Source organism: Alteromonas sp. 5NW40-0090 (assembly GCF_057552975.1).
On record NZ_BAAJLT010000005.1, the window covers coordinates 171,773 to 185,449 of the forward strand.

A 13,677-nucleotide genomic window follows, 5' to 3' on the forward strand; every position below is an offset into this window, starting at 1 on the left:
TAGCTACACAATTTTAAAGCTCATCTATTTTTGCGTTATTACGCCGCACACTTTCGTTGCTCGATCACCTTTAAAAAAACGCACGACATTTTATTATTACAACGGCAAGAATAAATGCTTTTTTTATTGTGTTTATAACTTATTGATATTTATAAACTTATATTAAACAATGATAAATACCGTGTAAACTTTGCATTTATCTTGCAAAATTTTCATGGAATTGGTCTGTATTTTGCTGAAATAGAACAAGTAAAGTTATAACTCTTAATACACAAGGGCAATCCGAGCCGGAGAACATTGTCGATGTGTAATATTCGTTTTCAGCTAAGCGGGTGTTCTTGAAAATATCATAAAAACAATGCGTTACAACGCTTAAAAATGGCGTTATTTGTGACCGAAAATCGGGTCGTTAATATTGTCACGGTAATATGCGTTATAACAATCGAGTATGCAGCTTAATACTTATGGCTACTTTTTAGGTTTATGCATAGAAGCATGCTGAAAGACGTGGCAGTATCGAATTATAAATAAAAAAAACAAATAAAACGTGCAATTAGAAACTCAGAAAATCTCAATTGGGTTAATAAACCCAAAAAATCCCGTGAATGTTGCTTCTATACTGCGAGCTGCTGGCTGCTATGGTGTAGCAAGTGTCTTTTACACTGGTCAGCGTTATCGATTCGCCAAGGATTTTAATGCTGATACGAAAGCGTTCCACAAAGTCATACCGACCATTGGGGTCGACGACTTAAAAGAAGTAGTGCCTGAAGGTGCGTCAGTCGTAGCGGTTGAACTGGTAGAGGGGGCTACACCACTACCTTCGTTTGAGCACCCGAACAATGCGTTTTACTTGCTAGGTCCTGAAGATGGCAGTATTGGCGAAGACGTTTTGTCTTGGTGCGATCATGTTGTCTACGTTCCTACTTATTCATGCATGAATTTAGCGGCCACAGCAAATGTATTGCTGTATGACCGTCTATCTAAGTCTGATTACGTGAGTGGGGATGCACTTATCAGACAAAGTAGAGATACGAATAACAAATCTAAGATTAAATAGAAATCAAATAACTAAGGCTGTCGTTGCGAACAGGAAGTTACCCACAAGCCTAATAATAAATTAAATCAGGGGAGCTTTGCGTTGAAGATGAGAACAATGAGCGCAGTTCGAGCGTTTAATGGCGCCGTGTCTAACAAACTGAGTCGACTACCACAAACATTTTCTAGGGTGCTCCCTAAACGTTTTTCACTCGAAGAAAGTATTTCTAGTTTCTTCTTTAGCCGTTACGAACTTGTGATTGCTAACGAAGAAAGTGAAAAGCAGGTGAGTTATAAAACGCGACACAAAGTGTATTGTGAAGAAATGAACTTCGAGCAGAAAAATGCCACTGCATTAGAAAAAGACAAGTTTGATGATCGCGCGATCAATTGCTACATCAAGCATTTGCCAACAGGAGAGTGTGCAGGCACGATAAGGTTGGTCTTGCCAACTGAAGCTGGCTTGGCACTTCCATTAGAAGAAAAGTGTGCGGAAGTAATTGGCGATGGTGCATTGCTACCTTCAAACTTGTCTCCACAAAGCGTCTGTGAAATCTCTCGCCTTGCAATACCGAGAGAATTTAGAGTGCGACAGTTACGCTCTAAAATCCTACCCTCTGAAAAAATTGAAAAAGTTAAACAAAAGAAAAATGTTCCATTTAACGTTGAGCATTTTCCTTATCTTTCAATTGCGCTGTACTTAATGGCAACGAGTGTGTGCCTTCATTTAAACGTTAAGCATGCCTATGTGCTTATGGAGCCTAAGTTAGCAAGAAGAATGAAGGCATTCGGTATTCATTTTAATCCAGTAGGTGAAGCTATTGAATTCAATGGCAAACGTATGCCATATAGATTGTCACCGCATGTACTGCTTGATGATTTAGCAAAACCACTAAAAGGTTTTCACAGAAAGATTCATTCAGAACTAAATAGTGCGTTACAAGCTATTGGCGATGTGGCCGTTCCCACCATTGAGCATACTCGAAAGCCTCTTCGCATAGCCCATGCAGCATGACACCATGCTATCTGGAATACTAAGCCGCCTCGTCAGGCGGTTTTTTTATGTTTGAATACGTATGCATGTTTTTTAACATCCAGTTAACGCGTATCCTGTTGACATAATTTACGTTTATCACAATGATTACCATGCCAAATTTCCAATTTCGTTTTTGTCTTAAACCCTTGTCAATTGCTATGCTGTCAATTGGAATAACAGCGTGTACAGGGCCGAACTCTGCAGTGAATAATCAAAAACCGGTGACCAAAGACGCTAGCCTGAAACCATCTGGTCAAAGCGGCGAAAGTTCGACGCTAAACGATTCGGCTGAAAGGCAAGGTAAACCTGTTGTTTATCAAGTTTTTACTCGCTTGTTTGGAAACACGAATACAAATAACCAGCCTTGGGGCACAATTGAGCACAATGGGGTAGGTAAGTTTAGTGATTTTACTCCCGAAGCGCTAAAGGCCATAAAATCCTTGGGAACCAGTCATATCTGGTATACCGGTGTGCCGCACCATGCGGTGATTAATGACTACACTGATTTTGGTATTTCAAACGACGACCCAGATGTAGTGAAAGGCAGAGCGGGCTCTCCCTACGCAGTTAAAGATTACTACAACGTTAATCCAGACCTAGCCGATGATCCAGCCAAGCGTTTAGAAGAATTTGAAGCGCTAATTGCCAGGACTCACGCAGCGGGAATGAAGGTTATTATCGATATCGTGCCCAATCATGTCGCCCGTGATTACCATTCACTTTCTGCACCTGAAGGTGTAAGTGATTTCGGCGCGCACGACGACACGTCTGTTGAATACGCCCGTGATAACAACTTTTACTATGTAGTAGGTGAAGCGTTTCAAGTGCCCACAGCTGATAACTATCAACCTCTAGGTGGTGAAAAGCATCCACTATCTGACGGTAAGTTCGAAGAGTTTCCAGCAAAATGGACAGGCAACGGTGCTAGAGCTTCGAAACCGGATATAAACGACTGGTATGAGACCGTAAAAGTGAACTATGGCGTGAAGCCTGACGGCACTTACGACTTTCCAGTTTTACCTGAAGAGTACAGTGATAAGTCTTTTGAAGAACATGCCGCATTTTGGCAAGGAAAAGACGTACCAGATTCGTGGTATAAATTCAGAGATATTGCACATTATTGGATAGCTAAAGGTGTCGACGGTTTCCGCTACGATATGGCCGAAATGGTGCCTGTCGAGTTTTGGTCGTTTCTAAATAGCAGTATTAAACAAAAGGCACCCAATGCTTTCTTGCTAGCGGAAGTTTATCAACCAGATAAGTATCGCGAGTATATCCACCAAGGCAAAATGGACTACCTTTACGACAAGGTGGGTTTCTACGACACATTAAAAACGATTATGCAAGGGAGTGGAAAAGTAAGCAAACTGGTTACTATTCATGATGAAATCAATGATATCGCCCCGCATATGCTTCATTTTTTAGAAAATCACGACGAACAACGTATCGCCAGCCCCGACTTTGCCGGTAGTGCCCAGAAAGGTAAACCCGCGCTTGCAGTAAGTGCGCTTATTAGCAGTTCGCCTACGCTGTTGTACTTTGGTCAAGATGTGGGTGAAGACGGTAGCGAAGAGACTGGTTTTGGAGATCCAACACGTACGTCAATTTTCGATTATGTAGGTGTTCCTGCCCATCAGCGTTTTATGAACGACGGTAAGTTTGATGCAGGGAAATCTACCGAAGATGAAAAAGCACTTCACCAATTTTACCAAGACGTGATGGCTATTGCTGCCACAAACCCTGCAGTTACAGGTGAATATCAAAGCCTTCACGCGCTCAATCTTGATGTGAAAGATTCAGCCTATACTGAGCAGCAATTTGCTTTTGTGCGTGCGCAAGGTGAACACGGATTTGTGGTTGTGGCTAATTTTAACGATAAGCCTACAGGTGCAATGAAACTTGTTGTTCCTTCAAATGTTTTAGGTAAAGACAGCGATCGGATCACGCTAGCGCCTATGCTATCCCATGAAGGCATAACACTAGAAAAAGAGGGCATTAACTACAACGCTTCGTTCTCATTGGAAGGGCTTGAGACTAAAGTATTCGCCTTCTAATTAGTCTTTATCACATGCTGCTGAGTTAACGCGAAACACCATGTTTTTTTACATGGTGTTTCGTGAATACGTATGCAGAGCATTGGTCTGATCGGGCGGGCAAGGTAGTATCTCATCACCATCTTGTACTTAACGTATTTTTAACATGGGGTTGATGTGCCAAAACGTAATCGTATAACTAGTGACAGTGGTCATAAAAAAATCCAAAAGCGCGCAATTCCGCTTCTCCTCACCAGTATCACTACTTTTCCTTTGTTCTCAGGTCAATCATCTGCAAACAGTGGCATTGACGTTTACCCGCCGAATTGGTGGGTTGGTATGCAAAACAGTAGTGTAGAGTTGATGCTTTATGGTGATGATGTTGCCGATGACACTGTTTCAATTGCGAAAGGCGATGTAAGCGTTAAGCATAGCCAAGCCCTTGATAGTGAGAACTATCTATTCGTAACGCTAGATACGTCGAATGTTAGTGCTCAGGAACTAGTTATCAGGCTTACTGATAGCGATGGTACGACCCGTGATTTTACTTACACGCTAGAAAAAAGAGCACAAGGCTCAGCGTCGCGCAAAGGCTTTGGACCTCAAGATGCTATTTATCTTATTGCCCCCGACAGATATGCCAATGGTAATGAGGAAAATGATAATGTTAAGGGGTATGGCGATCCCACAGACCGTTCATTCAAAGGTGGTCGTCACGGTGGTGACATTCAAGGTATTGTTGATAACCTCAACTACATTCAGGATATGGGCTTTACTCAAATATGGACAATGCCCATGCTCGAAAATGCCATGGATAAATACAGTTATCATGGCTATTCCACCACGGATTACTACAAAATAGACCCTAGATTTGGTTCTAATGACGATTTTGTTGCGTTAAGTACTGAAGCTAAATCAAAGGGCCTTGGCATTATTATGGATATGGTACTTAACCATATCGGCAGTAATCATTTATGGATGAAAGATACGCCGTCACACGACTGGATCAATAACAACGGTAAATTTGTAGGGACAACCCACAAGCGTGAAGCTCTTCACGACCCTCACGCCGTAGCGAGCGATAAAAAAGGGTTTAGCGATGGTTGGTTTGTGCCAACCATGCCGGACTTAAATCAGCGCAATCCGCATTTGGCGAACTACCTTATTCAAAACGCGATTTGGTGGGTTGAACACGCTGGGTTAAGTGGCATACGCGTGGATACATACTCCTATCCTGATAAGGCATTTTTGAGCCAATGGACAAACCGCATAATGGACGAGTACCCGAATTTCAATATAGTAGGGGAAGAGTGGTCAGTTAACCCCGCAATCACGGCATATTGGCAGGCGGGTAGCCACCGCCACGATGATTACGATAGCGCACTACCATCGGTTATGGATTTCCCGCTTCAAGCCGCAGTCGTGAAAGCGTTGAGCAATGACGAAAGCTGGAATTCTGGCTTCGTTTCTGTATACGAAACCTTAGCAACTGACTTTTTGTATGGCGACCCTAATAATTTAGTTATCTTTCCTGATAACCACGATATGAGCCGCATTTTTACTCAGCTCGGTCATGATAAAGACAAATGGAATATGGCTATGACGCTATTGCTCACTACGCGCGGTATTCCACAAGTTTTTTACGGTACAGAAATTTTGATGGGTAACGGAGGTAGTGAAGACCACGGTATTATTCGTTCTGACTTTCCAGGCGGGTGGCCTTCGGACAATGATAAAAATGCTTTTACCGGGCACGGTTTAACGGATGATGAGCGTTGGGCACAGCAGCGTGTGAAGGGGTTACTTCAACTGCGTAAATCACACCCTTTGCAGTTTAAAGGCCTGTTGAAGCATTTTGCACCAGAGAATGGGGTTTATACCTATATTCGAGAGGCAAATGTCGATTCAGCCAGTGGTGCAGATAAATCAAATACTAATCAGTCTGATAAAATATTGGTCATCTTAAATAAAAAGCCAGTAGACCTGCCTCTAAGCAAGTATGCAGAGGTGCTAAGCACACACCAGACGTTAACACGAGTTAGCGATGGGATATCTTTTAAGACAACGGATACCTTAAGCTTACCAGCAATGTCTGCTAGTGTTTTCATTGTGCAGTAATCGTATTAATTATAGTAAAACAATAAATAGAGCAAAGTATGCAAGCAACTCAACCACGCCTTTCTTTCTGGCAAATATGGAACGTCAGCTTTGGCTTTCTAGGTGTTCAATTCGGTTTTGCACTGCAAAACGCAAACGTAAGTCGGATCCTTTCAGACTTAGGGGCAGATCTTCACTCGCTATCACTATTTTGGCTCGTCGCGCCAATCATGGGGTTAATCGTTCAACCAATTGTTGGCTCAGCATCTGATAGAACGTGGAATCGATTAGGTCGACGCCGCCCGTTCATCCTTGCTGGTGCAATCGCCGCAGTATTGGGTATGATTTTACTGCCAAATGCGCCGATATTTGTTGCCTTCTTGGCACCTATGGTAATGGGCGCGTTAATGGTTGCACTTATGGACGCGTCGTTTAACGTATGTTTTCAGCCGTTTCGCTCATTGGTGTCAGACATGGTACCGCCGTCACAACGCAATGTTGGCTATTCGATTCAGTCGTTACTGATTAATATAGGCGCAGTTATCGGCTCAATACTGCCATTTGTACTTACCAATGTTATTGGCCTTGAAAATACGGCACAAATGGGTGAGGTTGCACCTTCTGTTGTTTGGGCTTTCTACATTGGCGCTACAGTACTGCTTGGTACGGTCATTTGGACGGTAGTTCGTACCAAAGAATACGCACCAGATGAATACAACCGCTATAAAGGGCTTACCGAAGAGAAGCCTGCAACTGAAAAAGCGCCTAAAGCGCCGCTAGGACAACGCTTAAGTGAGTTTTTCACGTTAGTAAAAGATATGCCAAAGACGATGAAACAACTTGCTGTCGTGCAGTTTTTCTCGTGGTTTGCGCTCTTCATCATGTGGGTATATACCACACCTGCTATCACGCAACATATATGGAATGTTGATAAGCAGTGGTTTGACCCAGCTTATATTGCTGCAGCCCCGATGGTGCCTGAAACCATCATTATGGCCAAAGGAGCCGCTGGTGATTGGGTAGGGATTCTATTTGCTGCGTATTCGGTATTTGCTGCTATTTTTTCTATTTTCTTGGCAAAACTTGCTGACAAGTTTGGTCGCAAAACGGTTTACGCTTCGTCTTTAGCGCTAGGTGGCCTGAGCTACGTAAGCTTCTTGTTATTCCAAGACCTGACGATGATCAACGTAAACTTACTGATTACTGAAGTAACAGTACCTTTGGGCGCAGTGAAGCTGTTAATCCCTATGGTAGGCGTAGGTATTGCGTGGGCTGCCATTCTTGCTATGCCTTACGCTATGTTAGCTGGTGCGTTACCTGCAAATAAAACGGGTGTTTATATGGGTATCTTCAACTTTACCGTTGCCGCCCCTCAAATTGTATCAGGCCTAACTGCTGGCTGGATCCTAAGTTCTGTTTTCGACAACGACGCAAAGTACATTATCGTTGTTGCCGGAGTTTCTATGTTAATTGGTGCGGTTTCAGTTTTCTTCGTGAACGAGGCCGATAAGCAAGAAATTGAAGAAGCGCAGGGAGCTTAATATGTCATTTAATCGTACAACAATCGCATTAACGTTAGCTGGTTTATTTTGCTCAGCCTGCTCGAATACATCTGTTCCTTCATCTAACGATATACAAGAAAACAGCCACGCTATCGTGGGTACCACTACGCCATTTGCTAGCGAAGCGGTGTACTTTGTTGTGACAGATCGTTTTGTAGACGGCGACCCTTCGAACAATCATGAAGAGCAGGGAGGCGATCACCCTACGTGGCAACTGCCCTTAGAAGGTCCTGAAGGAAAGAAAGCCTATGTGGGTTACATGGGCGGTGATTTACAGGGTATCTTAAACAACGCCGATTATATTAAAGAAATGGGGTTCACGGCAGTATGGATGACGCCTGTCCACGATAACCCAGACTATGCGTTTAATGGCGATGAACCCATTACTTATGGAGGTGCCTTTAAAGACGGTGGTAAAACCGGTTATCACGGCTATTGGGCAACTAATTTCTATAAAGCTGACGAGCATTTGGTTAGCGCCAATTTAAGCGTTAGTGACTATACGGCGAAAATGCGTCAGCATGGCCTTAAGTCCGTGTTCGATATTGTGGCAAATCATGGCACACCAAGCTTCACCATGGAAAAGGACTTACCCGGCTACGGGGAAATATATGACAGTGATGGAAATCTGGTTGCTGATCATCAAAACTTGGCGCCTGAAGATCTTGACCCTGAAAACAACCCGCTTCATAGCTTTTTTCACAACTATCCAGATTTGGTCAAGCTTTCTAATCTAGATGACGAGAACCCCGCCGTACGCGATTATCTCATCAACAGCTATTTGTATTGGATTTCTCAAGGTGCTGATGCATTTAGAATAGATACAATCAGGCATGTGCCTCATGCGTTTTGGCGTGAAGCGTCAGATCGTATACGCGAGCAAAACCCTGACTTTTTTATGTTTGGCGAAGCATTTGACTATGAGGCGAATAACATTGCCCAGCATACGTTACCGAAAAATGGGGGCGTCAGTGTATTAGACTTTCCTATGCAAAAGGCCATGGTGAATGTATTTGAGAAGCCGCTAGAGAGTGACTTTGCTGAATTAGAAACGGTGCTTCACCTTACGCATGGGCCATATAACAATCCGTATGAATTAACTACGTTCTACGATAACCACGATATGGCGCGTATTAATGCCACTGATGAAGGCTTTATAAATGCGCACAATTGGTTGTTTACAGTAAGAGGCATTCCGGTTGTATACATGGGATCTGAATTTGGCTTTATGCGCGGTACGGCGGAACATGCCGGCAATCGTAACTATGTTGGCCAAGAGCGCCTAGACCAAGCCAAGACACATCCTATTCAACAGGCGCTAACAAAAATTGCCAATGTGCGTAAAAACACAGTAGCACTGCAGCGCGGTGTTCAAGTCAACGTTGAACTTGACGGTCATCAAGCGGCGTTTTATCGCGTTGTTGATACTGCAGACACACAGCAGACTGCACTTGTATTACTTAACAAGGGAAATGCCGCACAATCTTTTGAGATTAGTGACTTTATGCAGTCGGGCGACTGGACAGAGCAATTATCTGGAGATACGCAAACAGTAGAACTAGGTGACGCGTTAACCACAACGGTTAAGCCCAATGGCGTTCAGGTATGGGTGCGCGAAGGTCAAGTAAGCAACAGTGCATTACTTGCTCAAATTAAGCATCAGTTGGCCCGCCAATAAAACGTGTTTAGCGCACAATAAAAAAGCCCCGTGGTTGTTTAACGCCCGGGGCTTTTTGTTAATCAGTGATTGCTTAATTTCTAGCGCGTAATTTGCACACGCTTACTCACTGCCACATGACTGCCTAATAATAACATCCGCAGGCATTAAGTAATCCTGAACGTCTTCGTTGTTAATGGCTTTTATTAAGGTATTTACCAGTAACTCGCCCGCCAGTTTGGTATTTTGCTGTACAGTTGTGAGAGAAGGTGTAGTGTAGGCTGAAACCGCAATATTGTCATAGCCAACCACGGCTACATCATCTGGCACGTTCACTTTTGCCTGACGCAGCGCTCTTAGCACGCCCATCGCAATAAGGTCGGATGCGCAGACAATTGCTTGGGGAAGTTCACCACTTTGCAGCAAGGATTTCAAAGCTTCTGACCCCGCGTCCTCGGTCGAAATAGCATTGCGTTGAACACTAGACAGGTCAAGGCCATGCGATTGAAGTGTTTCAAAGTAACCATTAAAGCGCGCTTTAAATTCGGGGGCGTGGTCACCATTGTCGCCAATAAACGCAAAGGAAGTTTTACCCAAGCCGATTAAATGTGACGTTATACTTTGGCCACCTTGATAGTTATCACAACCGATACTAACCCCAGGGTGGGCTTCATCTGGTGCACCCCAACGAACAAAGTGAGTGCCTTGTGATTCCAGCTGAGCAACTTTGGTTTGATAATCGGTGTAGTCGCCGTATCCAAGAAGAATGATACCGTCAGCCTTATTTGAGTCTTCGTATTCAGCGTGCCAATCATCTTCTAGATTCTGAAATGATACGAGAAGATCATAATTGGCTTGCGCACAGGCACGGGTAATGCTTCCTAGCATCGCCAAGAAAAACGGGTTAATCATCGAATCATCAGAGGTAGGATCTTCAAACAAGAGAAGGGCGATTGTGCTGCTCTTTTGCTTTCTCAAATTACTCGCGTTTTTGTCCACTTTGTAATTGAGTTCTCTGGCAATGCGCTGAACGCGGTCACGAGTTTCTTGGTTGACTAGCGGGCTGTTGTTTAGCGCTCGCGAGACGGTTGATTGCGAAACCCCTGCCAAGTGGGCAATATCAAAAGAGGTTGCTTTTTCTTTCATAAACACCATGATTTGCTGCTACGACCTTGTTGTCGCGAATTTAGATTACCATATTTTTCTGATGACGCGCGGATTTTGAGACGCATTAGCACAAATGCCGCGCAAAGTTAGGATTTCGTTAGTACTTATTTATATTTTAAAAGTCATAACGGCATTTAGTTTTCGAGGGGATTTGCAGATCGCTCTTAATTCAATCACTTGTCAGGCTTCTTTGAATAAAACATGGTTGAAGTAATTGGGAGAGTGTTATACTCAACGAGATTTTGAAATATTACGTGCATAAGGGGAACAAGCGAATGGCCGAGACTGAACACCGTCCGACCAATTTTATCCGTCAGATTATTGATAAAGACCTGTCTAGTGGTCTACATGACGCAATTAAAACACGGTTTCCACCAGAGCCGAATGGCTTCTTACACATTGGCCACGCCAAGTCTATCTGCTTGAATTTTGGTATTGCTCAAGACTACACAGGTACGTGCAATTTACGCTTTGACGATACCAACCCTGCAAAAGAAGACATTACCTTCGTTAATTCAATTAAGGAAGATGTGCAATGGCTTGGATTTACGTGGGACGGAGACGCACGCTATTCATCGAATTACTTTGACCAGCTTCATGCATACGCCGTTGAACTAATTGAAAAAGGTTTAGCCTATGTAGATTTTTCAGCGCAAGATGTTATGCGTGAAATGCGTGGCACACTTAAAGAGCCTGGTAAAAATAGCCCTTATCGCGATACAGACGTTGAAACTAACCTCAGAGAGTTTGCCAAAATGACAGCTGGCGAATATAAAGAAGGTGAGTGTAGTCTGCGTGCGAAAATTGATATGGCATCGCCATTTATGTGTATGCGTGACCCGGTAATTTATCGCGTTAAGCATGCTCACCATCATCAAACTGGTGATAAATGGTGCGTGTATCCAATGTACGATTTTACGCATTGTATCTCAGACGCCATTGAGGGAATAACGCACTCGCTGTGTACACTAGAGTTCCAGGATAACCGTCGCCTTTATGATTGGGTTATCGAAAACATTTCTATCGACTGCACACCAAGGCAGTATGAGTTCTCACGTCTTAATTTAGAATATACGGTATTAAGCAAGCGTCGCCTTATTCAGTTAGTTGACGAAAACCATGTACATGGCTGGGACGACCCACGCATGCCTACCATTGCGGGTTTACGCCGTCGTGGCTACACACCGGGTTCAATCGTTGAGTTTTGTAAACGCATTGGTGTGACTAAGATGGACAACATGGTTGAAATGTCCATGCTAGAAGCGTGCATACGCGACGACCTAAATGCAAATGCTCCTCGCGCAATGGCCGTGCTCGACCCAATAAAGTTGGTTATCGAAAATTATGAGGAAGGCCAGAGAGAAACGCTTGTTGCGCCAAATCATCCTAACGATGAAAGTATGGGTACGCGTAACATCGGCTTCAGTCGCGAAGTGTATATAGAAGCAGAAGACTTCCGAGAGTCGGCGAACAAGAAGTTTAAGCGCTTAGTGCTTGATAAAGAAGTTCGCCTTCGCAACGCCTACGTGGTTAAAGCTAATCGCGTTGAAAAAGATGAAAATGGTAATGTTACAACCGTTTATTGTACTTATGACGCGGATACCTTAGGTAAAGACCCGGCTGATGGCCGCAAAGTTAAAGGCGTTATTCATTGGGTGGATGCAGCAACAGCACAGGCGGCGGAGTTTAGGCTTTACGACCGTTTGTTTAACGTGCCTAACCCTGCGGCGGAAGAAAACTTTACCGATGCGATTAACCCTGACTCGTTGGAAGTAAAACACGGTTGGGTAGAAGCCGGTTTGGCAGACAATGTTCCTGAAGTAGGAGCATGGCAGTTTGAACGCACTGGCTACTTCTGTGTAGATGAAGACAGCACAGACGACAAGCCGGTCTTCAACCGCACCGTAGGTTTAAGAGATACATGGGCAAAAATAGGCGAATAAATATCGCGATTGATTACGCGCTATATGCTCAAACGAAAAAACCGCTTTAGTGAAAACTTAAGCGGTTTTTTTTAAAAGCATGAAGGTTAATTGATTACTTTGGCTGGCAATCAAGGGATTGACCGTTAACTTCCTTACTTTCATCACCCATTAGGTAAAGATACATAGGCATAATATCTTCTGGTGTTTTGAGTGTTTCTGGATTCTCTGCAGGAAATGCTTGCGCACGCATATGTGTGCGAGTGCCACCTGGGTTAATACAGTTAAAGCGCAGTGTCTTATTTCGATATTCGTCAGCAAGGGTTTGCATAACGCCTTCTGTAGCGAACTTAGATACAGCGTATGTTCCCCAAAACGCGCGACCTTTTCTGCCTACACTAGAAGTCGTAAAAATTATCGAAGCCGCATCTGCCTTTTCTAGAGCGGGAATAAGCGCCTGTGTCATATAGACCATGCCATTAAGGTTTATCTGCATGACATCTTGCCACTCTTGCGCATCAATATCTTTAAATGCACTAAGGTGACCTAAAATGCTAGCGTTATGAAGAACACCGTCTAATCGACCAAACTGGTCAATGATGGTCTGTGTCATTTGCTGATAATGAGAGGGGGTTGCGCCTTTGATATCTAAAGGAACAATTGCGGGTTCCTGGCCACCTGCGGCGACAATGTCATCGTATACGGCTTCAAGTTTTGACACAGTCCGACCCAACAAAATACAAGTAGCGCCATGTGCAGCATAAGATTTAGCAGCTTGTGCACCAATCCCATCGCCAGCGCCGGTGATAAGAATAACTTTATCGCGTAATAGATCCGCTGGTGCGTTGTAATCGTTCATCGTTTTCCTTCAAAAGGTTTATTTTTTCGCGTTATATAGGGCTTGTAGGCCCCGCTAAGAATCATACACCAGATCATACTCAGCATGACTCACAAGTAAAACAATGAATGAAAAATTCTTCAAACGTAAAAAAAGTTAACAAAAGTAGTTAACAAAACTTTGCAAAGTTGCAACAAAGTCAATAAGATTGAGGAAGATACAACTGGTCTAACATGTTTAAAACTATCAACTACGCCTGTTAAGACAGGGTAGACCAAGCTACTTTTAATAGAGTTAAGTTTTAGACACAGAATAACAACAATGCTTGTA

At 43.5% G+C, this 13,677-nt stretch carries 9 protein-coding genes; 7 read left to right on the forward strand and 2 right to left on the reverse strand.

From position 1 onward, the window contains the following. Window positions 1-547: 547 nt before the first annotated feature. From AC27KT_RS07960 to AC27KT_RS07985, 6 genes are all read left to right on the forward strand, one after another. A complete protein-coding gene (locus AC27KT_RS07960) occupies window positions 548-1,057 on the forward strand; it encodes an RNA methyltransferase (RefSeq protein WP_487128882.1) in 510 nt (169 codons plus the stop codon). 96 nt (window positions 1,058-1,153) lie between these two features. Continuing rightward, on the forward strand, window positions 1,154-2,050 hold the full coding sequence (locus AC27KT_RS07965; RefSeq protein WP_487128884.1) for a PEP-CTERM/exosortase system-associated acyltransferase: 897 nt from the start codon (window positions 1,154-1,156) through the stop codon (window positions 2,048-2,050). A 122-nt stretch (window positions 2,051-2,172) separates the two neighbouring features. Next, window positions 2,173-4,125: an alpha-amylase family protein gene (locus AC27KT_RS07970; protein ID WP_487128886.1), complete on the forward strand. Its 1,953-nt coding sequence runs from the start codon at window positions 2,173-2,175 to the stop codon at window positions 4,123-4,125. A gap of 156 nt (window positions 4,126-4,281) precedes the next feature. Continuing rightward, a complete protein-coding gene (locus tag AC27KT_RS07975) occupies window positions 4,282-6,222 on the forward strand; it encodes a glycoside hydrolase family 13 protein (protein ID WP_487128888.1) in 1,941 nt (646 codons plus the stop codon). Between the two features lie 38 nt (window positions 6,223-6,260). After that, the gene (locus AC27KT_RS07980; RefSeq protein WP_014976545.1) at window positions 6,261-7,742 is read left to right on the forward strand and encodes an MFS transporter; all 1,482 of its coding nucleotides are present in this window, start codon (window positions 6,261-6,263) and stop codon (window positions 7,740-7,742) included. 1 nt (window position 7,743) lies between these two features. Further along, window positions 7,744-9,441, forward strand: a complete 1,698-nt coding sequence (locus AC27KT_RS07985; RefSeq protein ID WP_487128890.1) for an alpha-amylase family glycosyl hydrolase — start codon at window positions 7,744-7,746, stop codon at window positions 9,439-9,441. 102 nt (window positions 9,442-9,543) lie between these two features. Here the strand turns inward: AC27KT_RS07985 and AC27KT_RS07990 are convergent, their stop codons facing one another. Next, window positions 9,544-10,566, reverse strand: coding sequence for a LacI family DNA-binding transcriptional regulator (locus AC27KT_RS07990; protein WP_487128892.1), 1,023 nt, complete (start codon window positions 10,564-10,566; stop codon window positions 9,544-9,546). Window positions 10,567-10,862: 296 nt separating this feature from the next. On the opposite strand from AC27KT_RS07990, the gene glnS reads away from it, so the two are divergent. Beyond that, entirely contained in the window at window positions 10,863-12,530 is a 1,668-nt protein-coding gene (gene glnS, locus AC27KT_RS07995) for a glutamine--tRNA ligase (protein ID WP_487128894.1), read from the forward strand. A 94-nt stretch (window positions 12,531-12,624) separates the two neighbouring features. Here glnS and AC27KT_RS08000 read toward each other — a convergent pair whose 3' ends face one another. Continuing rightward, a complete protein-coding gene (locus AC27KT_RS08000; RefSeq protein ID WP_487128896.1) occupies window positions 12,625-13,368 on the reverse strand; it encodes a YciK family oxidoreductase in 744 nt (247 codons plus the stop codon). Between the last annotated feature and the right edge of the window lie 309 nt (window positions 13,369-13,677).

Coding starts and splice junctions, on each gene's coding strand:
- glnS (WP_487128894.1), top strand. CDS start 10,863: ATGGCCGAGACTGAACACCGTCCGACCAATTTTATCCGTCAGATTATT.
- AC27KT_RS07990 (WP_487128892.1), bottom strand. CDS start 10,566: ATGAAAGAAAAAGCAACCTCTTTTGATATTGCCCACTTGGCAGGGGTT.
- AC27KT_RS07985 (WP_487128890.1), top strand. CDS start 7,744: ATGTCATTTAATCGTACAACAATCGCATTAACGTTAGCTGGTTTATTT.
- AC27KT_RS08000 (WP_487128896.1), bottom strand. CDS start 13,368: ATGAACGATTACAACGCACCAGCGGATCTATTACGCGATAAAGTTATT.
- AC27KT_RS07965 (WP_487128884.1), top strand. CDS start 1,154: ATGAGCGCAGTTCGAGCGTTTAATGGCGCCGTGTCTAACAAACTGAGT.
- AC27KT_RS07970 (WP_487128886.1), top strand. CDS start 2,173: ATGATTACCATGCCAAATTTCCAATTTCGTTTTTGTCTTAAACCCTTG.
- AC27KT_RS07980 (WP_014976545.1), top strand. CDS start 6,261: ATGCAAGCAACTCAACCACGCCTTTCTTTCTGGCAAATATGGAACGTC.